We start from the raw sequence: 26,781 nt of genomic DNA, 5'->3' as shown, positions 1-26,781 counted from the left end.
CAACCTAGTCCCCGGCCGGCTGGCACACCAGCACGGTGGGCGCGCCGGCGACCCGGGTGAGCACCAGGCTGGCGGCCGCGGCGCCGGCCAGTCGCAGGTCCCGCCGGAGCTGTTCCGGGGTGAGCGCCGAGCCCCGCTTGAGGATCTCGACCCGGCCCACGCCGCGTTCGCGGAGCAGGGCGCGCAGCCGCTTCAGCGAGAACGGCAGCACGTCGGTGATCGCCAGGCAGCGGGTGAACGGGCTCCGCGCCGGGGTGTCCGCGTAGAGGTAGGCGATGGTCGGGTCGGCCAGGGTCGCGCCGAGCCGGTCGGCCAGCTCGGCGACCAGGTGGGCGCGGACCACAGCCCCGTCCGGGTCGTGCAGATATCCCCGGACCGGCCCGACGGCCGCCTCGTCGGCGCCCGAGCCGGTGAGCTGGTCGGCGTCGCCCGGGTGGGCCTCGCGCAGGACCGTGGCCCGGCGGGGGACCTCGGCCAGTCTGCCGCACCAGAGCGCCGCCTCGACCAGGTCGCCGTCGACGCTGACCCACTCGGCCTCGGCGCCGGCCGGGATCAGCCCGTGGTCGAGCCCGGGCGCCACCTTCACCACCGTCCGCGGCACCCGCTCGGCCAGCGCGGTCACGAAGTCCCACGGGGGTGAGTAGGCCTTCGGGTCGAAGATCCGCCGGCCGGTGCCGGTGGCGCGCCGGGCCGGGTCGCAGAAGACCGCGTCGACCCGGGAGACGTCGAAGGCGGTCGCGTCGCCGCACTCCACGCTGACCAGCTCGCCCAGCCCGGCCGCCTCGGCGTTGGCGGCGGCCATCGCGGCGGTCAGCGGGTCGGCCTCCACCGCGTACACCCGGATGCCGGCGCGGGCGGCGGCGAGCGCGTCCGCGCCCAGGCCGCTGCCCAGGTCGGCCAGCGTGCGTACGCCGGCCGCCCGCAGCCGCGCGGCGCGCCGTGCCGCGACCGGGCCGCGGGTCGCCTGCTCCAGCCCGGCCCGGGTGAGGAACATCCCGGCCGCCGCCGGACCGAACTTGCCGGCAGCCCGGCGGCGCAGCTCGGCCTGGGTCAGGGCCGCCGCGGCCAGCCCGGCCGGCACGCCGGCCGACCGCAGGGCGGACGCCGCGGCCAGCGGGTCGCCGCCGGCCACCCGGGCCGCCGCGTCGAGCGCGGCCGCCCCCTCGGCGGTACGCAGGGCGGCGAGCTGTTCCAGGTCCACGCGCACATTGTCCGGGCCGTGCCGGACGGGCCGGACGGTGGTGTCAGTGCGAGGTGGGGGTGGCGGCGACGAAGGCCCGCCAACTGGCCGGCGGGAAGGTGAGCGCCGGCCCGGCCGGGTCCTTGCTGTCGCGGACGGCGAGATAGTCCGGCTTGACCGGGCTCTGCCCCGTCTCGACCGCGCTCACGTACGACGACGAGTAGTTGACCCGCTTGCCCAGCTCCTCCTGGCTGAGCCCGCGTGCCTGGCGTGCCCGGCGTAGCTGTTCGTGCAGGAACGTCAGGGTCGGTATCCGGGACACGCGGCTCCCTTTCCTCGGCATCCGATGCGGGCTGTGCGGAGAGTAGAGAGCCGGTCACCGAGGGGCGAGACGTCTCCGGCGTGTTGCGCGAACCTGTGGCGGAGCTGTGGCGACACGAGGGGCGGTGCGTTGGCACTCTCCTTGACGGAGTGCTAGCCACGGAATAACCTGCGATTAGCACTCTCACCCCGAGGGTGCCAGCTTCCGGGCCACTCGGCCCGGGCGCTGAACGCCAGGCGGACCGGCACCCGCGACGACGGCCCCGCCCGGTGGCATGTGGCAGATGACGCTGGTCGGCTCAGGCCGGCCGGCACAGAAACCAGTACCCCAGGAGGGTATGCCCGTGACTACCGCGACCAAGGTTGCGATCAAGCCGCTCGAGGACCGCATCGTGGTCCAGGCGAATGAGGCTGAGACCACCACGGCGTCGGGCATCGTGATCCCCGACACCGCCAAGGAGAAGCCGCAGGAGGGCACCGTCCTCGCTGTGGGCCCGGGGCGCGTCGACGACAACGGCAACCGGGTTCCGGTTGACGTTCAGGTCGGCGACACCGTCCTCTACTCGAAGTACGGCGGCACCGAGGTCAAGTACGCCGGCGAGGAGTACCTGGTGCTCTCCGCCCGCGACGTCCTCGCGGTCATCGAGAAGTAAGCAACCGATCAGTGTCGTTGCCCCGGTCCGGCTCGCCGGGCCGGGGCAACGGCGCTTCGAAGGGACATTCATGGCGAAGATCCTGAGCTTCTCGGACGACGCCCGGCACCAGCTGGAGCACGGTGTCAACGCCCTCGCGGACGCGGTCAAGGTCACCCTCGGACCGCGCGGGCGCAACGTCGTCCTGGACAAGAAATTCGGTGCGCCGACGATCACCAACGATGGTGTGACCATCGCCAAGGAGATCGAGCTCACCAACCCCTACGAGAACCTCGGCGCGCAGCTGGTCAAGGAGGTGGCGACGAAGACCAACGACGTCGCCGGCGACGGGACCACCACCGCGACCGTGCTGGCCCAGGCGATGGTCCGTGAGGGACTGCGCAACGTGACCGCCGGGGCCAACCCGGCCGGCCTCAAGCGGGGCATCGACGCGGCGGCCGCAAAGGTCTCCGACGCGCTGCTCGGCCGGGCCGTCGAGGTCGCCGACAAGGAGTCGATCGCGCACGTCGCGACGATCTCCGCACAGGACTCCACCATCGGTGAGCTGATCGCCGAGGCGATGGAGCGGGTCGGCCGCGACGGTGTCATCACCGTCGAGGAGGGCTCCACCCTCACCACCGAGCTGGACGTGACCGAGGGTCTCCAGTTCGACAAGGGCTTCATCTCGCCGAACTTCGTCACCGACGTCGAGGGGCAGGAGTCCGTCCTCGAGGACGCGTACATCCTGATCACCACGCAGAAGATCTCCGCGATCGAGGAGCTGCTGCCGCTGCTGGAGAAGGTCCTCCAGAACAGCAAGCCGCTGCTGATCATCGCCGAGGACGTGGAGGGCCAGGCGCTCTCCACGCTGGTGGTCAACTCGATCCGCAAGACCCTCAAGGTCTGCGCGGTCAAGGCCCCGGGCTTCGGCGACCGGCGCAAGGCGATGCTCCAGGACATCGCGATCTCCACCGGCGCCGAGCTGGTCGCCCCGGAGCTGGGCTACAAGCTCGACCAGGTCGGCCTGGAGGTGCTCGGCACCGCCCGGCGCATCGTGGTCGACAAGGAGAACACCACGATCGTCGACGGCGGCGGCCAGAGCGCCGACGTCGCCGACCGGGTGGCCCAGATCCGCAAGGAGATCGAGGCCTCCGACTCCGAGTGGGACCGGGAGAAGCTGGCCGAGCGGCTGGCGAAGCTCTCCGGCGGCATCGCGGTCATCAAGGCGGGCGCGGCGACCGAGGTCGAGATGAAGGAGCGCAAGCACCGCATCGAGGACGCGATCGCGGCGACCAAGGCCGCGGTCGAGGAGGGCACCGTCCCGGGTGGCGGCGCCGCCCTGGCGCAGATCCTCCCGGTGCTCGACGACGACCTCGGCTTCACCGGTGACGAGAAGGTCGGCGTCTCGATCGTGCGCAAGGCGCTGGTCGAGCCGCTGCGCTGGATCGCCCAGAACGCCGGCCACGACGGCTACGTGGTGGTGCAGAAGGTCGCCGGCAAGGAGTGGGGCAACGGCCTCGACGCCGCCGCCGGCGAGTACGTCGACCTGGTCAAGTCCGGCATCCTGGACCCGGTGAAGGTGACCCGCAACGCGGTCACCAACGCCGCCTCCATCGCCGGCCTGCTGCTCACCACCGAGAGCCTCGTGGTGGAGAAGCCGGCCGAGCCGGAGCCGGCCGCCGCCGGTGGCCACGGCCACTCGCACGGCCACGGTCACCAGCACGGCCCGGGCTTCTGACCCACGTCGTACGCCCGGTCGGGGCACACCGTCACTCGGCGGTGTGCCCCGACGCGTTCGTGCCGATGGTTACCGAACGCTGACGTCCCTACCGGCCGGCCCGCTCGATCGGAAACACTGGGCCGATGAGCACCACCACCCCTCGGTTCGCCGCCCTGGCCGGGATCACCTCCGCCGCCGTGGCGATCGGCGTCGCCGAACTCGTCGCCGTCCTCACCGGCCCCCGATCGGCGCCGCTGGTCGCGGTCGGAGGCGTGGTGGTGGACACCGTGCCGGAGCCACTCAAGCAGTTCGCGATCGACCTCTTCGGCCGGTACGACAAGCTCGCCCTGCTGACCGGGACGGCGCTGCTGCTCGCCGCCTTCGCCACGCTGCTCGGCGTGCTCTCGGTACGCCGGCTCGCCGTCGGTCTCGCCGGGATCGCCGGCTTCGCCGCCCTCGGCGTCGCCGCCGCCCTCACCCGGGTCGACGCGGACGCCGCCGACGCGCTGCCCTCGCTGCTCGGCGCCGCGCTCGGGGCGGTCGTGCTGTGGGCCTTCATCGCCGGCCCGCTGGAGCTGGACCCGTGGCCCTGGACCCCGCCCACGCCCGCCCCGGCGGTCCCCGCGCCGGCGACGGCGGCCGTGGGCGCCGCGCCGCCGCCGGCCGCAGGGGCGCCGCTGGAGGTCACCGATCCGGGATCCCGGCGGCGGTTCCTGACCGGGACCGGGGCGCTGCTCGGCGCGGCGGCCGTGACCGGCCTCGGCGGGCACTGGCTGGCCGGCCGGCGCGGCGTGTCGGCCGCCCGGCAGGCGGTGGTGCTGCCCGCCCCGGCGTCGCCCGCCCCCGCGCTACCCGCCGGGGCGGATCTCTCGCTGACCCAGCTCGCGCCCTACGTCACCTCGAACGCCGGCTTCTACCGGATCGACACCGCCCTGGTGGTGCCGCAGGTCGACCCGGAGACCTGGCAGCTGCGCATCCACGGCCGGGTCCGCCGCCCGCTCACGATCAGCTTCGCCGAGCTGCTGGCCCGCCCGATGGTGGAGCGGTACGTGACGCTCGCCTGCGTCTCCAACGAGGTCGGCGGAGACCTGATCGGCAACGCCCGCTGGTTGGGCGTACCGATCCGGGACCTGCTCGACGAGGTCGAGCCGGAGGAGGGCGCGGACCAGGTGGTCGGCCGCTCGGTCGACGGCTGGACCTGCGGCACCCCGACGGCGGCGCTGCGCGACGGGCGGGACGCGCTGCTGGCGGTGGGGATGAACGGCGAGCCGTTGCCGATCGAGCACGGCTTCCCGGTCCGGATGGTGGTGCCCGGCCTCTACGGCTACGTGTCGGCCTGCAAGTGGGTGACCGAGCTGGAGCTGACCAGCTTCGCCGACTTCGACGCGTACTGGGTGCCGCGGGGGTGGTCGGCGCAGGGGCCGATCAAGACCCAGTCGCGGATCGACGCGCCCCGGGCGCGCAACCGGCTGACCGCCGGCCGCGTGGTGGTGGCCGGGGTGGCCTGGGCGCAGCAGCGGGGGATCCGGCGGGTCGAGGTCCGCGTCGACGACGGGCCCTGGCAGGACGCGGCGCTGGCCCCCACGGTCTCGGTGGACACCTGGGTGCAGTGGTCGTGGGGCTGGGACGCCACGCCCGGCGAGCACCGGCTCCAGGTCCGGGCCACCGACGCCACGGGCGAGACGCAGACCGCGCGCGAGCAGGACGTCGCGCCGGACGGCGCCACCGGCTGGCACACGGTCACCGTGACCGTCCGCTGACCAGCCTGGTCACACGTCGAACCGCGCCCCTGGCCGGGGCGCGGTTCGCGGAATCGGCGGTGTGCGGTGGGCTCAGGCGACGTTGCGCTGGGCCGGCAGGGTCGACTTGTGCGGCCGGCCCAGCCGGGCCTCCAACCGGGCGACGTCGACCCGACTCTGCCGGCGGTCGGCCAGGTCCTCCCAGCCGACGGCGAGCAGGCGCAGTCGCTCGGCCTCGCTGAAGCCACCCCAGACGCCGTACGGCTCGCGCACCGACAGCGCGTGCGCGGCACACTCGGCCCGGACCGGGCAGGTACGGCAGACGGCCTTGGCGCCGGACTCGCGGCGCAGCCGCGAGGAGCCCCGCTCGCCGTCGGGGTGGAAGAACTGGGCACTGTCGCGCCCCCGGCAGGCGCCGAGTCGCTGCCAGTCCCAGAGATCGACGATGGGTCCGGGCAGTCTACGTACGTTCGACATCAGCACCCCTCCTCCCGCGCGGCACCGCGAGGTTCTGTTGGCCGGTTTCGGGCGGCGGGCCGCGCAGGCGCACCGTTTCCGGCCTGGATCTCCGGTACCCGGCCGCTTCGTGACTCACACTTCTGTGATCGAAAACCTCCGACGACTTGCGTCAAATGCGCCATCTGTCGTAAAAGTTCGGAGGATTGCCGGGAACCTCCTCCCCAGCCGACCCCGTCATGGTCTGCTCGTTGGCGGAGAGGAGAGCACAGTGCGTAACGTTCTTGTGTGCGTCCGGACACCGCTCGCGGCGCAGCACCTGACCTCTGCGGCGGCCCGGCTGGGACTGTCCGCGGTCGTCCGTACCGCGGTCTCCGATCCCGAGGTGATGTTGCGCCTCGCCGAGCGGCAACCCGACGTGGTTCTCGCCGACACGGCGCTCACCCGCCCCGACAGCGCCGGCTTCGTACGCCGGGTGCTGGCCCGCGCGCCGCAGGCCGCGGTGCTGCTCTTCGGCGCGGAGGAGTCCGAGGCGGCAGCGGCCACCATCAACGCCGGCGCCCGCGGTCTGATCCAGGGCACCGACCACGACCTGACCAGCGCGGTCGCCAAGGCGCTGCTGCTGCTCTCCGCGCCCGGGCGGGCCGCCCGGCACCGGGTCAACGACCCGGCCCGGGACACCGCCTCGGTCGGCGGCCCGGGCCGCTCCGTGCCCCCCGGCCGGCCCCCGGGCGAGTCCGGCCCCGGCTGGACGGCCGGGCCGGCGGAGGGACCCAACGGCGCACCGGCGGTGGTGCCGGTGCAGCGCGGCGACGACGGAGCCGAGACGGGCGGCGAGGCGGAGGGCACACCGCCGGACGGCCAGCGGCCGGCGCCGAACGTCCGGGCCGCCCGGGCCGCCATCGGGCTGACCGAGCGTGAGCTCCAGGTGCTGCTCGGCATGGCCGAGGGCAAGAGCAACGCCGAGATCGGGCGCGAGCTGTTCGTCTCGGAGGACACCGTCAAGACGCACGCCCGCCGACTGTTCCGCAAGCTGGGCGCGCGGGACCGGGCGCACGCGGTGGCCGCCGGCTTCCGCGCCGGGCTGGTGGCCTGAAGGGGCCCACACCGGGGCGGCGGGTGCCGTCGGCCGGATCGCGGAGTGATCTGCCGCACCGGTCGACGTCGTGCCGTGGCGTGATCCCGCCCACCGTGTGCGCCGTGCCGCCTCGGGTCTCAGGCGTCGGCGCTGGGCTCCTCGTCGGCGCCCTCGGTGAGGGTGTCGTGCACGCCGTCGGCGTAGCCCCGGGCGTACTCCCAGGTGACGTAGTGATCCGGGTCGGGGTCGTAGGCCGGCTCGTGCACCCGCGGCCGACCGGAGCTGAGCAGGTGGCGCAGGTTGCCCCGGAGCAGATCCCAGTCGAAGTAGTGCGGCTCCCGGCAGTCCTCGCACTCGATGACCAGCCCACGGACCCCGATCGGCGCCAACAACGCCTGGTAGATCTCCAGGTCGGCGAGGTCCTCCAGCACGTCCTGCCGCTCGATCTCGGTCAGCGGGTCCAGCGGTGCGTCGTCGCCGGGGTCGTGCAGGCCCGCGGCCGGATCGGCCGGGTCGCCGTTGAACGGGTCGATGGGCTCGTCGTGCACCCCCTCACCGTAGACCCAACGCCGCCGCGACGCCCGCCCCCGGGCGCGCGCCGGCCGGCCCGCCGCGACGAGGCCTTGCCCAGCTCACTGGGTACGATGAGACGACGCGTCGCGCGTGGCGCGTTCCGGTGCCTACCCGCGCCACCTCGCTGAAGCCGATCCGAGCAGCTCAGGAGAGCAATCGTGGAAATTTCGCCCAGCACCGATCTTCCGACCGGCGCCGACCACGGCGAGCTGGGCGGTCACCTGCCGGAGCTGCCCGCCGGCTCGGCCCGGGTGGTGCCGCTCGGCCTCACCTTCGACGACGTGCTGCTCCAGCCCGGCGAGTCGGACGTGGTGCCCAGCCGGGTCAACACGGTCACCCGGCTGACCCGCAACGTCACCCTCTCCGTGCCGCTGCTCTCCAGCGCGATGGACACGGTGACCGAGGCGCGGATGGCGATCGCGATGGCCCGCCAGGGTGGCATCGGCGTGCTGCACCGCAACCTCTCCGTGGACGACCAGGCGCTCCAGGTCGACCTGGTCAAGCGCTCCGAGTCCGGCATGATCACCAACCCGGTGACCGCCAGCCCCGACGACACGCTGCGCGACGTCGACGCGCTCTGTGGCCGCTACCGGATCTCCGGCGTGCCGGTGGTCGACCGGGACGGCGAGCTGGTGGGCATCGTGACCAACCGTGACATGCGGTTCGTCTCCGACCCGGCCACCCCGGTCCGCGAGATCATGACCAAGGCCCCGCTGATCACCGCGCCGGTCGGGGTCAGCAAGGACGAGGCGCTGGCCCTGCTGCGCCAGCACAAGGTGGAGAAGCTGCCGATCGTGGACGGCTCCGGCCGGCTGCGCGGGCTGATCACCGTCAAGGACTTCACCAAGAGCGAGCAGTACCCGGACGCCACCAAGGACGACGCCGGCCGGCTCCGGGTCGCCGCCGCGATCGGTGTCGGCGAGGACTCGTACAAGCGGGCCCGGGCGCTGGTCGACGCGGGCGTGGACGTGCTGATCGTGGACACCGCGCACGGCCACCAGCGGGCCGTGCTGGACATGGTCCGCCGGCTCAAGAAGGACGTCAGCGTCGACATCGTCGGCGGCAACATCGCCACGTACGCCGGGGCCAGGGCGCTGGTCGAGGCGGGCGCCGACGGTGTGAAGGTCGGGGTCGGCCCGGGTGCCATCTGCACCACCCGGATCGTCGCCGGGGTCGGCGTACCGCAGATCACCGCGATCATGGAAGCGGCCCGGGCCGCCCGCCCGGCCGGCGTGCCGGTGATCGGCGACGGCGGCATCCAGTATTCGGGCGACATCGCCAAGGCGCTGGTCGCCGGCGCCGACACGGTGATGCTCGGCAGCCTGCTGGCCGGCTGCGAGGAGAGCCCCGGCGAGCTGATCTTCGTCAACGGCAAGCAGTTCAAGGCGTACCGGGGGATGGGCTCGCTCGGCGCGATGCAGTCCCGCGGGCAGGCCAAGTCCTACTCCAAGGACCGCTACTTCCAGCAGGACGTGCTCAGCGACGAGAAGCTCGTCCCGGAGGGCGTCGAGGGTCAGGTGCCCTACCGCGGACCGCTCTCCCGGGTCGCCCACCAGCTGGTTGGCGGGCTGCGGCTGGCGATGGGCTACGCGGGCGCGGAGAACATCCCCCAGCTCCACGCGCGCGGCCAGCTGATCCGGATCACCGCGGCCGGGCTCAAGGAGAGCCACCCGCACGACATCCAGATGACCACCGAGGCGCCCAACTACCACACCCGCTGACTTCCCCCACCACCCCCGAAGACAACTGGAGTGACCCATGCGTGACGTGGTCGAGATCGGGTTGGGCAAGACCGCGCAGCGCGGTTACCACCTGGACGACATCGCGATCGTGCCGAGCCGCCGGACCCGGGACGTCGACGACGTCTCCACCGCCTGGCAGCTCGACGCCTACCAGTTCGGCATCCCGTGCGTCGGGCATCCCTCCGACGCCACCATGAGCCCCGCCTCCGCCGTCCAGCTCGGCCAGCTCGGTGGTCTCGGCGTGCTCAACGTCGAGGGGCTCTGGACCCGCTACGAGAACCCGGCCAAGGTGCTGGAAGAGCTGGCCGGTCTCGACGAGGACGACCGGGCCACCAAGCGCCTGCAGGAGGTCTACGCCGAGCCGATCCGCCCCGACCTGATCGCGGAGCGGGTCCGCGAGCTGCGCGCCGGTGGCGGCACGGTGGCGGTGCGGGTCTCCCCGCAGCACACCCTGGCGCTCGCCCCGGTGATCCTGGACGCCGGGGTGGACATCCTGGTCATCCAGGGCACCATCGTCTCCGCCGAGCACGTCTCGACCACCGACGAGCCGCTGAACCTCAAGGAGTTCATCGCCGACCTCGACCTGCCGGTCATCGTCGGCGGGTGCACCGACTACAAGACCGCGCTGCACCTGATGCGTACCGGCGCGGCCGGCGTGATCGTGGGCATCGGCGGGGACGACTGGTCGACCACCGAGTCGGTGCTCGGCATCCGGGTGCCGATGGCGACCGCGATCGCCGACGCGGCGGCTGCCCGCCGTGACTACCTCGACGAGACCGGCGGACGGTACGTGCACCTGATCGCCGACGGCGACATGCAGACCTCCGGCGACATCGCCAAGGCGCTCGGCTGCGGCGCGGACGCGGTGATGCTCGGCGAGCCGCTCTCGCTCTGCCAGGAGGCGCCCGCCGGTGGCACCTGGTGGCACTCGGCGGCCAGCCACCCGTCGCTGCCGCGCGGCGCGTTCGAGTCCGCCAGCGAGCCGCTCGGCTCCATGGAGCAGCTCCTCTTCGGCCCGGCCGACGAGCCGGACGGCCAGCTCAACCTCTTCGGTGGGCTGCGCCGGGCGATGGCCAAGTGCGGCTACCGCGACCTCAAGGAGTTCCAGAAGGTCGGGCTGGTCCTGGACCGCTGAAACGTACTTCATACGACGGAAGGTCGGCCCCGCCACGGTGCGGGTCCGGCCTTTCGTCCTATCCGGGGAAACCCCGGCATCCGGCGATCCGAGCCTCGCGCCCGGTCGCCCTGGCTAGGCTCGTCCTGATCGGCGATCGTCGCAGGAGGAGTGTGCATGGTCCTGACCGGACGGATCCCGGCCCGTCGCGGGCCGGCCGCCGTCGTCGCCGCGCTGACCTGCACGATCGCGCTGGTCACGGTTGGTTGCACGGGCGACGACGAGGGCGGGTTCCGGCCCGGCGCCGCCGACGCCGGCGACCCGTACGTGCCGGGGCGCGGCAACGGCGGCTACGACGTCACCCACTACGGCCTCGACGTCCGCTACGACCCGGCGACCGACCGGCTGACCGGCCGGGCCACCATCTCGGCGACGGCCACCCAGGACCTGTCCCGGTTCAACCTGGACCTGGCCGGGCTCGACGTCGGCGCGGTCACCGTCGGCGGCGCCCGGGCCGAGCACCGCCGCGACGACGGCGAGCTCGTGGTGACCCCGCCCGACGGGCTGCCGCGCGGCCAGCCGTTCACCGTGGCGGTCGAGTACGCCGGCGTGCCCGCCCCGGTCGCCGACGGCGCGCTGGGCGCCGGTGGCTTCCTGCACACCGACGACGGCGCGATCGCGCTCGGCCAGCCGGACTCGGCGGCCACCTGGTTCCCGGTCAACGACCACCCGTCAGACAAGGCCAGCTACGACGTCACCGTGACCGTCCCGGACGGGCTCGCCGCACTGAGCAACGGGGTGCCCGGGCCGAAGCGCAGCGCGGACGGCTGGACCACCTGGCGGTGGGCGGAGCGCAAGCCGATGGCCAGCTACCTGACCACACTGGTGATCGGCGACTACCGGGTCACCACGGGCACGCACGCCGGGCGCCCGATGGTGACCGCCGTCCCGTCGAGTGAGCCGGCGGGCGGTGCCGCCGCCGCGTCGCTGGCCCGCACCGGGGCGATCGTCGACTTCCTCGCCAGCCGGTTCGGGCCGTACCCGTTCGAGTCGTACGGCGGGATCGTGGTCGCCGACCCGCGGATCGGCTACGCGCTGGAGACGCAGTCCCGGCCGGTGTACGGCCCGGGGTTCTTCCTCGACGACCGGCCCAATCCGGCGGTGGTGGCGCACGAGCTGGCCCACCAGTGGTTCGGCGACAGCGTGTCGCTGAGCCACTGGCGCGACATCTGGCTCAACGAGGGCTTCGCCAGCTACGCCGAGTGGCTCTGGGAGGAGCACGACGGCGGCCGGACCGCCCAGCGTGCCTTCGAGGCCCAGTACGCGACCACCGAATGGTCGCAGCCCTCGGTGGACCCGGGCCGGGCGGCGATGTTCGGCAACGCCGTCTACAAGCGTGGCGCGCTGGCCGTGCACGCGCTGCGCCGCACGGTCGGCGACGACGCGTTCTTCCGCATCCTGCGGACGTGGACGGCCGAGCGGCGCGACGGCAACGCCACCACCGAGGACCTGATCGTCCTCGCCGAACGGGTCTCCGGCCGGCAGTTGCGGTCCCTCTTCGACGCATGGCTGGTCGGTGGCTCCGCACCCGCCCTGCCGTGATGACCTTGTGATGGTCGCTCGGTAGGCTGCCGCGGAACGGACGGGCGACGCGCCGGGCCGCGCCCGGTCGGCGCGCGGCGGGCCGGGTCGACGGGCGCGCCGACAGGGCGGACGGGCGTGGTTCCCGTCGGCACACGAAAGGGCTGAGCGATGAGGCTGCGACGGCGGGCGCTGCGAACGGGCGTCGGTCTGCTGCTGACCGGGGCACTGCTGGCCGGGTGCGACTCGGCGCCGGCGGAGTCGGGCCCCTCGGCGGCCGCCCCCTCCTCGGGCGCCCCCCGGCAGTTCAAGCCGGGCGCGGCGGGCGCCGGCGACCCGTACTTCCCGAGCTACGGCAACGGCGGCTACGACGTCGGCCGCTACACGGTGAAGGTCCGGTACGACCCGGCGAAGGACCGGCTCACCGGCACCGCCACCGTGCAGGCCGCCGCGACCAGTGACCTCTCCGCGTTCAACCTGGACCTGGCCGGGCTCTCCGTGCGTTCGGTGAAGGTGGACGGCGCGCCGGCCAAGCACACCCGCAAGGGCGACGAGCTGGTGGTGACCCCGGCGAACGGCCTGATCGCGGGCAACGGCTTCGTCGCCGAGATCGCGTACGAGGGCAAGCCGGAGCCGCTGGCGAACGAGGTCCTCGGCGAGGGCGGCTTCCTGCACACCGGCGACGGCGCGATCGCGCTCGGCCAGCCGGAGTCGGCGAGCACCTGGTTCCCGGTCAACGACCACCCGTCCGACAAGGCCAGCTACGACTTCGAGATCACCGTCCCGGACGGCCTGACCGCGGTCAGCAACGGCGTGCCGGCCGGGAAGTCGCGCGACGACGGTTGGACCACGTGGAAGTGGTCCGAGCGGGCGCCGATGGCGAGCTACCTGAGCTTCGTGGTGATCGGCAAGCTGCGGGTGACCACGGGTGAGCACAAGGGACGGCCGGTGTTCAGCGCCGTCGACGTCGACGTGGCCGAGGGCGCGGCGGACGAGTCGATCGCCGACACCGTCAAGGTCGCGGACTACCTGGAGACCGTCTTCGGCCCGTACCCGTTCGACGCGTACGGCGGGGTGGTGATCTCCGACGCCCGGATCCGGTACGCGCTGGAGACGCAGTCCCGGCCGGTCTACTCGGCGGGGTTCTTCCGGCAGGGTCGCAACACCGAGGTGGTGGCGCACGAGCTGGCGCACCAGTGGTTCGGCGACAGCGTGGCGCTGACGAAGTGGCAGGACATCTGGCTCAACGAGGGGCTGGCCACGTACGCCGAGTGGCTCTGGGCCGAGCACAGCGAGGGCCGCCGGGCAGCGGCGGCCTTCGCCACCCGCTACTCCGGCTCACCGGCCTCGCTCTGGCGGACCCCGCCCGGCAAGCCGGGCGTGGAGAACCTGTTCAGCCAGTCGGTCTACCAGCGCGGCGGGATGACCGTGCACGCGCTGCGGGTGGCCGTGGGGGACAAGGCCTTCTTCCAGATCCTGAAGACCTGGGCGGCCGAGAAGCGCAACGCCAACGGCACCACCGCCGAGTTCATCACGCTCGCCGAGCGCATCTCCGGCAAGAAGCTCGACGCGCTCTTCGAGGCCTGGCTCTACGGCACCTCCCGTCCCGAGGAGCCGAAGGCGCTCTAGGGCTGGGTCTTGACCCGCAGCGACGGGTGCTCGGCGAGGTAGGCGTCGGCGCGGCCGGCGCGTAGCTCGGTGAGGAAGCGCCGACCCACGGAGGTGAGCTGCTCGCCCCGGTAGCCGCCGCCGGAGCCGACGGACGCGCCGGGGAGACCGACCAGCACGAACCGGTCCGCGGGCAGCCCGCCGAGGGCGTACGCGAGGTCGACCAGCCGCCGCCCGCCGCCGGCGAAGATCAACGTGTCGCCGAGCGCGTCGGCGACCTGCTGCACCCGGTCCGGGTCCCGGGCCAGCCCCTGGTCCAGGATCTTCCGGGCCAGGGCCCGGATCAGCTGCTGCTGGTGCCGCTGCCGGCTGTAGTCGCCGCCGGGAATGTAGCGCTGCCGGGAGTAGTCCAGGGCCTGCCAGCCGGTCAGGTGCCGGGTGCCCTTCTCGTAGACCATCTGCGGGCCGGTGTAGCCGCCCGGCGCGCCCTTGCGGTGCTGTCCGTCGGGTTGCCGGTGCCGCGAGACGACCCGCTGGTCGACGTAGACGTCCACTCCACCGAGGCTGTCGACCAGCCGGTCGAAGCCGCTGAAGGTGACCACCGCGCCGGCGTCGATGCGCAGGCCGGTGTAGCCGCTCACGGTGGAGCGCAGCAGGTCGTACCCCTGGGCCGGGTCCGGTCGCTTGGGGCGGCCCGGCACCCGGCTGCCGTAGCTCATCGCGTGGGTCAGCTTGGTGCGCCCACCGCGGTAGTCGGCCCTCGGGAAGGCCGGGATGTCGACCACCAGGTCGCGGGGGAGCGAGAAGAGGTACGCCCGGTCGAGTCCGCGCGGCACGTGCAGGACCAGCACGGCGTCCGCGTGCGGCTCCCAGCCGGGGACGCTGACCCGGGTGTCCACCCCGACCAGCAGCAGGTTGAGCGGGCCGGTGATGTCGGCGCCCGGCGGTGGTGACGGGCTCGCGGTGGGCGGCGCGGCCGTCGTGGGGCTGGCCGAACCGGCCGGCGCGGCACCGCGCTCGGGGCTCCGGTCGGCGACCAGTCGGGTGACCACCACCCCGCCGACGGCGACCAGCGCCACGGCGACGAGCAGCGCCAGCCCCAGCAGCCAGCGCCGCCGTGGTGCGCCTGACCCGAGGACCATCTCCGACCCCTTCCGCCCGCACTGGAACAACGCTCCGACGGGTCCGTTCGGTTGCGGCCCGGGGCACCGGGTCGGTCGACCGCTGTGCATGATCGCGCGAATCCCGCCCCTGGCGCGACAGCTACTGACCGGTAATGATGCGTGCATGCGGTACGACGTGCTGGTCATCGGGTCCGGGTTCGGCGGCAGCGTCACCGCGCTGCGGCTGGCCGAGAAGGGCTACTCGGTCGGCGTCCTGGAGGCCGGCCGGCGCTTCGCCGACGACGAGTTCCCGCAGACCTCGTGGCGGGCCCGGCGCTTCCTCTGGGCGCCGCGGCTCGGCTGCTACGGGATCCAGCGGATCACCCTGCTCCGGGCGGCCGACCGCCGGGCCGGCGGTGGGGTGCTGGTGCTCTCCGGCACCGGGGTGGGCGGCGGGTCGCTGGTCTACGCCAACACCCTCTACGAGCCGCTGCCCGCGTTCTACACCGACCCGCAGTGGCGGGACATCACCGACTGGCGCGACGAGTTGGCCCGCCACTACGACCAGGCCAAGCGGATGCTCGGCGTCACCACCTATCCGCGCGACACCGGGGCGGACCGGGCGATGCGGGCGGTGGCCGAGCGGATGGGGGTGGGCCACACCTTCCATGCCACCCCGGTCGGCGTGCACATCGGCCGGCCCGGCGAGCGGGTCGCCGACCCGTACTTCGGCGGGGCCGGCCCGGAGCGCACCGGCTGCACGCACTGCGGATCCTGCATGACCGGTTGCCGGCACGGGGCGAAGAACACCCTGGTCAAGAACTACCTCTGGTTGGCCGAGCGGCTCGGCGCGCGGGTGCACCCGCTGACCACGGTGACCGCCGTCCGCCCCGCGCCGGACGGCGGTCACGAGGTGCACACCGTTCGCACCGGCGCCTGGTTGCGCCGGCGCCGCCAAATTTTCCGGGCCGATCAGGTGGTCTTCGCCGCCGGCGCGCTCGGCACCCAGCGGCTGCTGCACCAGATGAAGGCGACCGGCGCGCTTCCCGCGCTCTCGCCCCGGCTGGGCGAGCTGACCCGGACCAACTCGGAGGCGATCCTCGGCGCCTCGGTGCCCCGCCGGCGGGCCCGGACACAGCGGCTCGACTTCACCGAGGGGGTGGCCATCACCAGCTCGTTCCACCCCGACCCGCAGACCCACGTGGAGCCGGTCCGCTACGGGCGGGGCTCCAACGCGATGGGACTGCTCCAGTCGCTGCTGGTCGACGGCGGCCCGCACCGCGTCCGGCGCTGGGTCGGCACACTGCTGCGGCAGCCGGGCACCGCGGCCCGGCTGCTCTCCGTCCGCCGCTGGTCGGAGCGGACGGTGATCGCCCTGGTCATGCAGTCGGTCGACAACTCGCTGACCACCCGGTGGCGGCGTGGGCCGCTCGGTCGGCGGCTGGTCAGCGGCCCCGGGCACGGCGCGCCGAACCCGACCTGGATTCCGGCCGGCAACGACGCGGTCCGGCTGCTCGCCGAGGAGATCGGCGGTACGCCGGGTGGCGCGCTGACCGAGCCCTTCAACATCCCGATGACCGCGCACATCCTCGGCGGGGCGGTGATCGGGGCCACCCCGGCCGAGGGGGTGATCGACCCCTACCACCGGGTGTACGGGCATCCGGGGCTGCACGTGGTGGACGGGGCGGCGGTCTCGGCCAACCTCGGGGTGAACCCGTCGCTGACCATCACCGCCCAGGCGGAGCGGGCGATGTCGCTCTGGCCCAACAAGGGCGAGGCGGACCCGAGGCCTCCGCTCGGCGCCCCGTACCGCCGGCTGGACCCGGTCGCGCCGCGACACCCCGCCGTGCCGGCCCACGCTCCCGCCGCCCTGCGCCCCTGATCCGGCGGCGGAAGAGTGATCTGTCCCGCCGCCGGGCGGGGCGCAGCGGGCCCGCCGGTGACTGTCGGTAGGCTTTGCCCACATGAGCACGCCTCGCCCCGTCCTCGTGGTGGACTTCGGAGCCCAGTACGCCCAGCTCATCGCGCGCCGGGTGCGTGAGGCGAGGGTCTATTCGGAGATCGTGCCGCACTCCATGCCGGTCGCCGAGATGCTGGCCAAGGACCCGGCCGCGATCATCCTCTCCGGCGGCCCGGCCAGCGTCTACGCGCCGGACGCCCCGCAGATCGACGCCGGCATGTTCAACGCCGGGGTGCCGGTCTTCGGCATCTGCTACGGCTTCCAGGCGATGGCCCAGGCGCTCGGCGGCACGGTGGCCCGCACCGGCAACCGCGAGTACGGCGGCACCCCGCTGCGCCCCCGCCTCCTCGACCCCGGCGTGCTGCTGCGCGATCTGCCGGCCGACCTGCCGGTCTGGATGAGCCACGGTGACTGCGTCACCGAGGCCCCCGCCGGCTTCACGGTCACCGCCGAGTCCGCCGGCGCGCCGGTCGCCGCGTTCGAGGACCTGACCGGCCGCCGGGCCGGCGTGCAGTTCCACCCGGAGGTCGGGCACACCGCGCACGGCCAGGAGATGCTCACCCGGTTCCTCTACGACATCGCCGGCATCGAGCCCACCTGGACGCCGGCGAACATCATCGACGAGCAGGTGGCCCGGATCCGGGCGCAGGTGGGTGACAAGGAGGTCATCTGCGGCCTGAGCGGCGGGGTCGACTCCGCGGTCGCCGCCGCGCTGGTGCACAAGGCCGTCGGCGACCAGTTGACCTGCGTCTTCGTCGACCACGGCCTGCTGCGCGCGGGTGAGGCCGAGCAGGTGGAGAAGGACTACGTCGCGGCCACCGGCATCAAGCTGAAGGTGGTCGACGCCGCGGACCGGTTCCTCGGCGCGCTGGCCGGGGTCACGGACCCGGAGCAGAAGCGGAAGATCATCGGACGCGAGTTCATCCGGGTCTTCGAGGCCGCCGCCCGGGAGATCGCCTCGCACGGCGACGTCGAGTTCCTGGTGCAGGGCACCCTCTACCCGGACGTCGTCGAGTCCGGCGGCGGCACCGGCACCGCCAACATCAAGAGCCACCACAACGTCGGCGGCCTGCCGGAGGACCTGAAGTTCGCCCTGGTCGAGCCGCTGCGCACGCTCTTCAAGGACGAGGTCCGGGCGCTCGGCCTGGAGTTGGGGCTGCCCGAGGCGATGGTCTGGCGGCACCCGTTCCCGGGCCCCGGCCTGGCCATCCGGATCATCGGCGCGGTCGACCGGGAGCGCCTTGACCTGCTCCGCCGCGCCGACCTGATCGCCCGCGAGGAGCTGACCGCCGCCGGCCTGGACCGGGGCGTCTGGCAGTTCCCGGTGGTCCTCCTCGCCGACGTGCGCAGCGTCGGGGTGCAGGGGGACGGGCGCAGCTACGGACATCCCGTGGTGCTGCGCCCGGTCTCCAGCGAGGACGCGATGACCGCCGACTGGTCCCGGCTGCCCTACGACGTGATCGCGAAGATCTCCACCCGGATCACCAACGAGGTGGCCGAGGTCAACCGGGTGGTGCTGGACGTGACCAGCAAGCCGCCGGGCACCATCGAGTGGGAGTGACCCCGGCTCAGGCCGCGGTCGGCGGCGTGGGTCCGGTCGGCGGCACGTTCGGGTAGGTCGGCGTCGGGGCGTACCCGAATCGGGTGGGCTCGGACGCGGGCCCGGCGGCGGGCGGCGGGCCCTGCGGCGCGGCGGCCGTCGGGTGCGGCCAGGCGGGCGCGCCGGCCGGCTCCTCGGGCATCAGGAACCACATGATCGGGTACGCGATCAGGGCGAGCCCGCCGGTGAGCAGCCCGGTGACCGCGAAGATCACCCGGACCAGGGTGGGGTCGATGCCGAAGTATCGGCCGACACCGCTCGCGACGCCGGCCACCATGCGGTCGGTGGTCGGTCGGCGGAGCTGCTTGTACGGAGCGTGGGGAGGGCTGGTGGCTGTCATGTCTCCACCCTCCGCGCCGGGCGGCGGGGCGTCCTCGGTGACCGCCCGGATCCCTACCCTGACCGGCCCCTGACTCGGGAGCATTGAGTCAGGAATCTGACTCTTTTCGATCCCGGTAACCGGGCCCGGGGAGAATTTCCTCCCGTGACCACCACGCTCACGCCGCTGCGCAGGATCGCGGCATACGCAGTCTGTGCCGATCCCCAGGGCCGGGTTCTACTGGTCCGCGCGTCGGAGCGCTCCGGCACTCCTGGCACGTGGTCGCTGCCCGGCGGGGCGGTCGACCACGGCGAGGACCCGAACCACACAGTCGTCCGCGAGACCGCGGCGGAGACCGGCCTCTCGGTCGCCGTCACCGGTCTGCACGACGTGCTGGCCGACATGCGGGCGCTGCCCGAGCGGGGCATCACGATCCACACCGACCGGCTCGTCTACCGGGTCTCGGTCCGGGGCGGCACCCTGCTCGACCGGGTGGGCCGGCCGACCGACCTGGTGCGGTGGTTCACCCGCGAGGAGGCCGCCGCGCTGCCGCTGCGCTCGTTCACCGCGCGCGCCCTGGAGCTGCCCGCCTCCTCCGCCGACGTGGTCCCCGACGAGCCGCCGGAGTTCCCCTCCTTCTACGCGGTGCCCGGCCCGGACGGGCTGCACCGGGCGCAGCGCTTCGCCGCGTACGCGGTCTGCACCGACCCGGCGGGCCGGGTGCTGCTCACCCGGGTCGCCGACGGCTACCCGGGCGCCGGCTGCTGGCACCTGCCCGGCGGCGGCACCGACTACGGCGAGCAGCCCGGCGCCGCGCTGATCCGGGAGCTGGTCGAGGAGACCGGGCAGGCCGGCCGGCTGGTCGAGCTGCTCGGGGTGGCCAGCCACCGCGACGCCGCCTCACTCGGCCCGGAGGGTTACCCGATCGACTGGCACGGGGTGCGGGCCTTCTACCGGGTGGTGGTCGACCAGCCCGCCCCGCCTCGGGTCGCCGACGTCGGCGGCTCCACCAGCGAGGCCCGGTGGTTCGCTCCCGCCGAGCTGGGCGCGCTGCCGGCGGACCGCCTCACCGAGGTAACCGCCGAAGCCGTCCAAGCCGCCCGCCTAACCCCCTAACCCCCACCCCCACCCCCACCCCCCTGCCCCCTGACCCCCCTCCCGCCGGCCCGGCGGTGATCATGAAGTTATTGTCAGGACACGCCGACATGGACGGCGATAACTTCATGATCGACGGGACGATCCGGACGGGGACGCGGGGGCCACGGGGATGCAGCAGCGGCGGCGGGTGGGTGCGTACGGGGTCTGCCGGGACGACGGGCGGGTGCTGCTGGTGCGGGGGTCCGCCAGCGCCGACTTCCCGGGCGTCTGGCAGGTGCCCGGCGGCGGCGTGGAGCACGCCGAACATCCCGCGCACGCGGTGGTCCGTGAGGTCACCGAGGAGACCGGGCTGACCGTCGAGGTGGCCGGGCTGCGCGCGGTGGTCGCCGACGTGATCCCCTTCCCCGAGGCCGGCGTGGCGATGCACACCGACCGGCTCGTCTTCGACCTGACGGTGGTCGACGGAGCGCTGCGCGACGAGCACAGCGGCACGACCGACCTGGCCCGCTGGCTGACCCCGGACGAGGCGGCCGAGGTGCCGCTGATGCCGTTCACCGCCGAGCTGCTCGGCCTGCCGGTCACCCCGCTGCCGGCCGGGCGGGCGAGGCGGGCGTCGTTTCCGCCGCCGCCGGCCGACCGCCGGCTCCGGTTCGGGGCGTACGGGCTGGTCACCGACCCGGCCGGGCGGGTACTGCTCACGATGATCGCGGACGGCTACCCCGGGGCCGGCCGTTGGCACCTGCCCGGCGGCGGGACGGACCACGGCGAGCAGCCGGTGCCCGCGCTCCTGCGTGAGCTGGTCGAGGAGTCCGGCCAGCTCGGCCGGGTGACCGAGCTGGTCGCGGTGGACAACCTGCACAACCCCGCAGCGCTCGGCCCGGAGGGCCGCCCGCTGGACTGGCACGGCGTACGGGTGGTCTACCGGGTGGTGGTGGAGGCGCCGACCGAGCCGAGGGTCACCGAGCTGGCCGGTGGCTCGACCGCCCGGGCCGCCTGGTTCGACCCCGCGGAGCTGGCCGGGCTGCCACTCACCGAGATCGCTGCCTGGTCAATGGGACGTCCGCGCCGATAGCACCCGCCAGCCGAGCCGACATTGGCCAACTCCGGTACAGTCGAAGCGGGGAATGATGGAGAAACGGGCGATGAGGCCCGGGATGGGAATATGACAGCGGTTCGCGCGGTTTAAGCCAGATATAAGTACCGCCGGCAGCTATCGCCAAGCTCCGTTCCCTTATGCGATGGTGTACTCCGCACAACGGCTGCCGGGCCAGTGAAGGTCCGGCACGAGACAGCCGGACGCCCGCCCCAACGGCGGACAGCCGATCCGGTGATGGAGGAAACGTGCCGAGAGCCCCATGGCGCCGGCGTCGTACGACTGACAGTCCGCGCCCCGCAGGGCCCCGCTGGGCGGGCCGGTTGCGCCGCAGCAGCACCTTTGCCCGGCAGGTGCTGCTGGTCCGGGTGGGCCGCCGCGACGGCGACCTGCACGGCGGCACCGAGGGTGTGCTGACCGAGCCCCGCTACGCCGACCGGCGCCGCCGACGCTACGGTCTCAACCGGTTCAACCGGCCGAGCGTCGAGTCGGTCATCCCGGTCAGCCCGGCCCTGGCGCCCGTCGCCGAGCCCGACGACCAGAGCAACGGGCGCCCCATCCCGCTGCTCCCCGGCGAGCGCACCACCAGCCGCCGGGTGAAGTTCGCCCTGGTCAACGCGTGCACGCTGAGCAGCCTGACGCTGGGCATGTTCGCCATCTTCCTGGCCATGCAGGGCGACGTGCGCGTCGCCGCGATCTGCCTGATCGCCTGCGTCGCGTTCGACGGCCTGGACGGGGCGCTGGCCCGCAAGTTCGGCGTGGCCAGCCCGTTCGGTGCGCAGATGGACTCGTTGGCCGACATGTGCTCGTTCGGTCTCGCCGCGCCGGTGGTGGTCTACGCCTCGCTCGCCGGCTCCGTCTCCACGGCGGCCGCGGCCGTCGCCTGCGCCCTCGTCGGGGCCTGCGCCGCGATCCGGCTCGCCCGATTCAACGTCTCGCCGAAGGACGGCCGGTTCTTCTGCGGGGTGCCCACCACGATGGCCGCCGCCGTGCTCGCGGTGACCGTCGCCATCGGCCTGCCGGTGCCCGGTCCGGTGCTCGTCGCCGGCGTGGCGCTGCTCGCCTTCGCGATGGTGTCCAGCTTCCCGTACGCGAAGCTCGCCCGGCTGGTGAAGCTGCCGGCGTGGCTCTGGCTGGCGCCGGTGATCGGTGCCCTGGTCGACATCCGGCTCACCTTCGCGCTGATCGTGGTGGGCTACCTGGTCAGCGGGCCGGTGCTCTGGTTGCGCCAGCGCCGCACCGCCTGATCCCCGTACCTCGAGAAGAAGGGGGCGCCGCAGCCGCGGCGCCCCCTTCGTCGTCGCTGCGGTTCAGCGCCAGCGGGCGATCACGCTCGACCCGCCGACCACCTTGTCGCCCGGGCCGACCAGCGGATCCGCCGCCTCGGCGGGCAGGTAGACGTCGGTACGCGAACCGAACCGGATCAGCCCGAAGCGCTCGCCCTTGGCCAGCAGCGCGCCGATCGGCGCCCGCTGCACGATCCGCCGGGCGATCAGCCCCGTCCGCTGCGCCACCACCACCGTGCCGTGCGTGGTGTCCAGCACCGTGTACGCGGCCACGTTGTGCTCGGCGTCCGGCTTCATGGCGTTGACGAACCCGCCGTCGGCCACGAAGTAGTCGACCACCTTGCCGGCGACGGGCGCGCGGTTGACGTGCACGTCCAGCACCGACAGGAAGACCGCGACGCGCAGCCACTCGCCGTCGCCGAAACGCTCGTCGTGCAGCCGCTGCACCGACAGGACCTGCCCGTCCGCCGCGGCCACCACGGCCGTCGGATCCTCGGGGACGTCGCGCTCCGGGTCGCGGAAGAACGCGGCGACCGGGGCCGCGGCGAGCGCGGGCAGCAACCAGAGCTTGGACTTCGGCCGGGTCAGCCGGGCCAGCGCGGCCAGGCCGAGGGTGATGCCGGCCGCGGCCACCCCGTTGGAGTCGATGTGCATCGCCCGGGTCAGCGGCACGCTGGACGGCCGGTGCGCCGGCGCGAGCTGGTCGGCCGCCGAGGGGCCGGCCGGGGTGAGCCGGAGCCGGAACAGTCGCACCGGTGGGGAGTTGCGCAGCACCAGGTCGGTGCCGACGCCGTAGAGGGCGCCCTGCCGCTCCAGCTCGGCCGCCGCACCGGCCGTCCGACCGGGGGCGGCGGCCGTCGCCACGCTGAGCACCGCGCCGTCGCTGAGGTACTTCGTCAGGGCCTCGATCGTGGTACGGGTCTCCTCGACCGTGCCGAGCAACGGCTCGGCGGCGATGACCACCTCGGCGGCGTCGGTCTCGGCGAGCGAATCGACGACCCGGACCCGGTCGGCGACCCACCGACCCTGGGCGGTGACGTGATCGCGCAGCGCGGCTGCGGACGCCCCCTCGGCGGGCACCACGGTGAGCCGGTCACCGGGCAGCAGCGCCTCGATCGCCGCGGCGAGCACGGCGGACTGCGGGCCCGCGCCGACCAGCAGGGCGGCCTTCGGGTGGTTGAGCCGGGCGAGCTCGGTGACGAGGGTACGGGCGGCTCGCTCGCCGATGCGGACCGGACCGGGCCGGCCGGGGGGACGCACGGCGGGGGACTGGGTCATGTCGGACGGGCTCCTGACGGGGTAGACACGGGAAGCGCGACGGGGCCGCCACGGCGACGCGGGCCGGCCGACGACGGCGGATTCTCCATCGGCCAGCATAGGCGTCCACGCGCGACGGCCGCACCGCCGTCGTCCGCCCGGTCTGCCAGCTCGGCTCGGCCTGGTCTGTCGGCTCGGCCCGGGCTGCCGGCTCGGCCTGGTCTGCCGGCTCGGCCTGGTCTGTCGGCTCGGCCCGGTTCTGTCGGCTCGGCCCGGTTCTGTCGGCCCGGCCTGGTCTGTCGGCCCGGCTCGGTTTGTCGGCCCGGCTCGGCCCGGCCGGCTGGGCGGTCGCGGCCCGCCGGGGCGGTCGTGGCGCCTCGGGCCGATCGTGGCTGGCCGGGCACGCCTGGGGCGTGCCCGGCCAGAAGTCCGTCGACTCGGCCGTCCGATGGACGGGCGGCGCCGGCGTCAGCGCCGGGGACCGTCCTCGTCGGGGGTCGCCGACCGGGGCTCGGCCCCGCCGCCCGGCCGGTCCTCGACCACCTCGCCCGGCGTGCTGGTGACCGCCTCGGTCGGCCGTTCGTCGGCCTGATCCGGCGTCCGGCTTCCGCCGACGGTCGGCTCGTCCGCCGGTCGGACCGGGTTGTCGCCGGCGGTCGGTTCGCCGACCGCCGAGACCGGGCTGCCGCTGCCGGTCGGCTGGTCGGGCAGCCACGCCGGGTGGATCCCGCCGACCGCCTGGTCACCAGGCTCGCGCCCGGCGCCGCCCAGGCCGGGCCCGGCGCCGCTCAGGCCGGGCTCCGCCCAACCCGTGTTCAGGGCCGGATGCTCGGCGGTCCGGGCCGGTGGCGCGGTGTCCCAGGCCGGTGGCGGGGCGTCCCAGGCCGGCAGCCCCGCGCCGGAGCCGGGCACCGCCGCACCCGAGGTCGGCGCCGGTTCACCGAAGGCGGCGGCCGGCTCGCCGAGGGCGGGCCCGGCCGCACCGGTGACGGGTTCGGCCGGGGCCGGCGTGGTGGCGGTTGCCGCATCCCGGTCCCCGGACCGGCCCGAGCGGAGCGCGCCGACCAGGCCGAGCACCCCGATCAGGATCAGCGCGCCGGCCAGGAACCAGCCGACCGGTGGCAGTGCCAGCCCGAGCAACTGGGCGAGCAGCCACCAGGCGGCGAGGGCCAGGAAGACCAGCCCGAAGGCGAACGAGACCAGATCGGTGCGGTGGGCCTTCATCGGGTCACCTCCAGGTTACCGGCGTTCACGTGGATGAAGAGGCGGAGCGTGCCGCCGCCGGCCCCGTCCGGGCCGAGGTCGGTGATCTCCCGGGACCGCCCGGCCGGTCCGGCGTGACGCCGGCCGAAGACGGACGCGTCACCGGCGTTGACGTCGGCCACCGTCGTCACGTCGACGTTCGGCGGCACCACGACGGTGGCCTTGCCGAAGTTGATCGACACGCTGATCTCGGTGGTCCGCGTGGCGAAGTCGACCGCGCGCAGGTCGAGCACCGCGTCGCCGAAGCTGTTCTCGTAGCGGGTGGCGAGGTCCTGGTAGCTGGTCGGCGCCCAGGTCACCGCCCCGTCCACGCCGCGGACCCGGTCGTAGGACTCGGCGACCGTACCCACGCCGAGCGCGGCGGCGGTCACCAGGCCGAGCGCGATCAGCCAGCGGGCCCGGCCGAACCAGGTGCCCACCAGCAGCCCGAGACCGATGGTGGCCAGCGCCGCGGCGAAGTACGCCGACGCGCCCACGTCGAAGGCGTTGACCAGGTCGAGGACGACGACCATGCCCAGGGCGAGGAAGATCAGCGAGAAGGTCACCGCGCCGAGCGGGGACCGCTCCTTCGGGCGCTTCGGCGGCTTCGGTGGCTTGGGCGGCTTCGGTGGCTTGTACCCGGCCGACTGCGAGGCGTACGGGCCGTGCGGGGCGAACGGCGGTCGGTAGCCGGCCGGCGGCAGGGGCGCGGTCGGCGGGTAGCCGGGGCCTGCCGGCGCAATCGGCGCCGCCTCGGCGGGCGTCGCCGGAGGCAGGCCCGAGGTGGCGGCGGCACTGCTCGGCCACTGCGGCGCCGGGGCGGACACCGACGGCCAGGTGGGCAGTTCGGCGGTGCGGTCGGCCGGCTGACCGGAGACCGGCGGGACGGCGGCGACCGGGGCTCCGCCGGAGACCGAGGTGGCACCGGGCAGAGCGCTCCCCCCGTGCGGAGCGCTCCACGGGCGGTCGGTCCCGCCGGCGGCGGCCGGCTGGTGACCGGTCGCCGGGCCGACTCCGGGCGCCGGGGCGCCGGTCGCGGTGGCCAGGTCGGCGGTGGGCGGCGCGACCGGCCGGTCCGGCACCGGGTAGCTGACCGGTGGCACCGGGCCGGGCGGCGCGGCGGGCGGCGGCGGGCCGGGCACGGCGGCGGGCGGTGTGCCGCGGCTGTCCCGGTTGAGCAGCAGCGCGCCACCGATCAGGATGGCCGCGCCGAGCAGGACCGCCCGGAAGGCGTCGGTGACGATGTAGCCGAAGCTGACCGCGACCAGGATGCTGAGCACGATCACGGTGACCGGGGACATGCTGGACCGGCCCCGGCCGAGCATCGACTCCACCGGCGAGGCGGTGTCGCCCTCGCCTGGGATGATCAGCCACGCCGTGACGTACACCAGGATGCCGATCCCGCCGAAGAAGCCGAGCACCGCGAGCAGCACCCGCCACAGCACCGGGTCGGTGTTGGTGGCCCGGCCGATGGCCGCGCAGACACCGGCCAGGTAACGCCCGTCCCGGGGCCGGACCAGCCCGTAGCGCGAGGTGAAGCCGGCGCCGCCGGGCGGTGGGCCGGCGGCGGCGCCACCCGGGCCTCCGGGCGGGGGCGGTGGTGTACCACCGGATCCGCCCGGCCCGAAGCCGGCCGCGGTCGGTTCCGGCCCGTACCAGGCCGGTCCCGATCCCGGACCCGGGCCGGCCCCCCAGCCGGCGGCGGTCGGGTCGGACCCGGCCGACGTCGCGGCGGCGGGCTCCTGCGGGCCGGTCGGTGGCGGCGGGCCGAACGTGGTGGGGCCCGCGCCGCCGGTGGACGGGGCAGGTGGTGGCGGTCCGCCCGGCGAGGCCGCCCCGGGACGGGGCGACTGGGCAGCTTCCTCGGTCATGCCTCGATCCTGCTGCCCCACCCGCCCGAGCGACCTCAGGACCCGACCCTGACCCCACCCTGAGATCCCGAGCGCCGGAATGTCGGGGGCGTCCCCGTGGTCGGCACGGGGCGCAGCGTGTGACCATCGAACCGGCGCCGGAAACGGCCGGTGCCACTGCACCGTCTCCGCCGCTCTCGACCGGCGTCACCTCACCGCGACCAGGGAG

At 74.2% G+C, this 26,781-nt stretch carries 20 protein-coding genes and 2 pseudogenes; 13 read left to right on the top strand and 9 right to left on the bottom strand.

Going from position 1 to position 26,781, the window contains the following annotated elements:
- Positions 1-4: 4 nt before the first annotated feature.
- Entirely contained in the window at positions 5-1,201 is a 1,197-nt protein-coding gene (locus tag ACIP9D_RS16050; protein WP_350871355.1) for a THUMP-like domain-containing protein, read from the bottom strand.
- A gap of 43 nt (positions 1,202-1,244) precedes the next feature.
- Positions 1,245-1,502, bottom strand: coding sequence for a helix-turn-helix domain-containing protein (locus ACIP9D_RS16045; RefSeq protein WP_400450097.1), 258 nt, complete (start codon positions 1,500-1,502; stop codon positions 1,245-1,247).
- 337 nt (positions 1,503-1,839) lie between these two features.
- Here ACIP9D_RS16045 and groES point away from each other — a divergent pair, with 337 nt between their 5' ends.
- The 3 genes from groES to ACIP9D_RS16030 all read left to right on the top strand — a co-directional run bounded on the left by groES (position 1,840) and on the right by ACIP9D_RS16030 (position 5,613).
- Positions 1,840-2,154 carry a co-chaperone GroES gene (gene groES / locus ACIP9D_RS16040; protein WP_030330046.1) on the top strand — a complete coding sequence of 105 codons (315 nt, stop codon included), beginning with the start codon at positions 1,840-1,842 and terminating at the stop codon, positions 2,152-2,154.
- 70 nt (positions 2,155-2,224) lie between these two features.
- A complete protein-coding gene (groL, locus tag ACIP9D_RS16035) occupies positions 2,225-3,871 on the top strand; it encodes a chaperonin GroEL (RefSeq protein ID WP_350871361.1) in 1,647 nt (548 codons plus the stop codon).
- Positions 3,872-3,996: 125 nt separating this feature from the next.
- A complete protein-coding gene (locus tag ACIP9D_RS16030) occupies positions 3,997-5,613 on the top strand; it encodes a molybdopterin-dependent oxidoreductase (protein ID WP_350871363.1) in 1,617 nt (538 codons plus the stop codon).
- A 72-nt stretch (positions 5,614-5,685) separates the two neighbouring features.
- Here the strand turns inward: ACIP9D_RS16030 and ACIP9D_RS16025 are convergent, their stop codons facing one another.
- A complete protein-coding gene (locus tag ACIP9D_RS16025; protein ID WP_350871366.1) occupies positions 5,686-6,069 on the bottom strand; it encodes a WhiB family transcriptional regulator in 384 nt (127 codons plus the stop codon).
- A gap of 250 nt (positions 6,070-6,319) precedes the next feature.
- Between ACIP9D_RS16025 and ACIP9D_RS16020 the strand changes: the two genes are divergently transcribed.
- Positions 6,320-7,144: a helix-turn-helix transcriptional regulator gene (locus tag ACIP9D_RS16020; protein ID WP_350871368.1), complete on the top strand. Its 825-nt coding sequence runs from the start codon at positions 6,320-6,322 to the stop codon at positions 7,142-7,144.
- A gap of 119 nt (positions 7,145-7,263) precedes the next feature.
- Here the strand turns inward: ACIP9D_RS16020 and ACIP9D_RS16015 are convergent, their stop codons facing one another.
- Positions 7,264-7,674: a DUF5319 domain-containing protein gene (locus tag ACIP9D_RS16015; RefSeq protein WP_350871370.1), complete on the bottom strand. Its 411-nt coding sequence runs from the start codon at positions 7,672-7,674 to the stop codon at positions 7,264-7,266.
- Positions 7,675-7,857: 183 nt separating this feature from the next.
- On the opposite strand from ACIP9D_RS16015, the gene guaB reads away from it, so the two are divergent.
- The 4 genes from guaB to ACIP9D_RS15995 all read left to right on the top strand — a co-directional run bounded on the left by guaB (position 7,858) and on the right by ACIP9D_RS15995 (position 13,765).
- Entirely contained in the window at positions 7,858-9,420 is a 1,563-nt protein-coding gene (gene guaB / locus ACIP9D_RS16010; protein ID WP_350871372.1) for an IMP dehydrogenase, read from the top strand.
- Positions 9,421-9,457: 37 nt separating this feature from the next.
- Positions 9,458-10,576, top strand: a complete 1,119-nt coding sequence (locus ACIP9D_RS16005; protein ID WP_350871375.1) for a GuaB3 family IMP dehydrogenase-related protein — start codon at positions 9,458-9,460, stop codon at positions 10,574-10,576.
- Between the two features lie 156 nt (positions 10,577-10,732).
- Entirely contained in the window at positions 10,733-12,157 is a 1,425-nt protein-coding gene (locus ACIP9D_RS16000; protein ID WP_350871377.1) for a M1 family metallopeptidase, read from the top strand.
- Positions 12,158-12,307: 150 nt separating this feature from the next.
- Positions 12,308-13,765: a M1 family metallopeptidase gene (locus ACIP9D_RS15995; protein WP_350871379.1), complete on the top strand. Its 1,458-nt coding sequence runs from the start codon at positions 12,308-12,310 to the stop codon at positions 13,763-13,765.
- On the opposite strand, the gene ACIP9D_RS15990 is transcribed toward ACIP9D_RS15995, so the two are convergent.
- The gene (locus ACIP9D_RS15990; RefSeq protein ID WP_350871381.1) at positions 13,762-14,886 is read right to left on the bottom strand and encodes an LCP family protein; all 1,125 of its coding nucleotides are present in this window, start codon (positions 14,884-14,886) and stop codon (positions 13,762-13,764) included. The genes ACIP9D_RS15995 and ACIP9D_RS15990 overlap by 4 nt on opposite strands.
- Positions 14,887-15,031: 145 nt before the next feature.
- Between ACIP9D_RS15990 and ACIP9D_RS15985 the strand changes: the two genes are divergently transcribed.
- Positions 15,032-16,729, top strand: coding sequence for a GMC family oxidoreductase (locus tag ACIP9D_RS15985; RefSeq protein WP_350871383.1), 1,698 nt, complete (start codon positions 15,032-15,034; stop codon positions 16,727-16,729).
- 82 nt (positions 16,730-16,811) lie between these two features.
- Positions 16,812-18,368 (top strand): glutamine-hydrolyzing GMP synthase, encoded by a 1,557-nt coding sequence (guaA, locus tag ACIP9D_RS15980; RefSeq protein ID WP_350871385.1) that lies wholly within the window; start codon positions 16,812-16,814, stop codon positions 18,366-18,368.
- Positions 18,369-18,468: 100 nt separating this feature from the next.
- Here the strand turns inward: guaA and ACIP9D_RS15975 are convergent.
- Positions 18,469-18,747, bottom strand: a pseudogene (locus tag ACIP9D_RS15975) (PspC domain-containing protein); the annotation flags it as partial.
- 144 nt (positions 18,748-18,891) lie between these two features.
- On the opposite strand from ACIP9D_RS15975, the gene ACIP9D_RS15970 reads away from it, so the two are divergent.
- From ACIP9D_RS15970 to ACIP9D_RS15960, 3 genes are all read left to right on the top strand, one after another.
- The gene (locus ACIP9D_RS15970) at positions 18,892-19,842 is read left to right on the top strand and encodes an NUDIX hydrolase (RefSeq protein ID WP_350871390.1); all 951 of its coding nucleotides are present in this window, start codon (positions 18,892-18,894) and stop codon (positions 19,840-19,842) included.
- Positions 19,843-19,993: 151 nt separating this feature from the next.
- Positions 19,994-20,896, top strand: a complete 903-nt coding sequence (locus ACIP9D_RS15965; protein ID WP_350871393.1) for an NUDIX domain-containing protein — start codon at positions 19,994-19,996, stop codon at positions 20,894-20,896.
- A 344-nt stretch (positions 20,897-21,240) separates the two neighbouring features.
- On the top strand, positions 21,241-22,164 hold the full coding sequence (locus ACIP9D_RS15960) for a CDP-alcohol phosphatidyltransferase family protein (protein WP_350871394.1): 924 nt from the start codon (positions 21,241-21,243) through the stop codon (positions 22,162-22,164).
- Between the two features lie 63 nt (positions 22,165-22,227).
- On the opposite strand, the gene ACIP9D_RS15955 is transcribed toward ACIP9D_RS15960, so the two are convergent.
- From ACIP9D_RS15955 to ACIP9D_RS15945, 3 genes and pseudogenes are all read right to left on the bottom strand, one after another.
- Positions 22,228-23,481 (bottom strand): phosphatidylserine decarboxylase, encoded by a 1,254-nt coding sequence (locus ACIP9D_RS15955; protein ID WP_350871395.1) that lies wholly within the window; start codon positions 23,479-23,481, stop codon positions 22,228-22,230.
- A 972-nt stretch (positions 23,482-24,453) separates the two neighbouring features.
- Positions 24,454-24,684, bottom strand: a pseudogene (locus tag ACIP9D_RS15950) (hypothetical protein); the annotation flags it as partial.
- A complete protein-coding gene (locus tag ACIP9D_RS15945) occupies positions 24,681-26,573 on the bottom strand; it encodes a PspC domain-containing protein (protein ID WP_350871397.1) in 1,893 nt (630 codons plus the stop codon). The gene ACIP9D_RS15945 and the pseudogene ACIP9D_RS15950, both read right to left, overlap by 4 nt.
- Positions 26,574-26,781: the final 208 nt, after the last annotated feature.

Source organism: Micromonospora sp. NPDC093243, assembly GCF_044753725.1.
Lineage (GTDB): Bacteria > Actinomycetota > Actinomycetes > Mycobacteriales > Micromonosporaceae > Micromonospora.
This window is presented reverse-complemented; position numbering and strand designations above follow the sequence as displayed.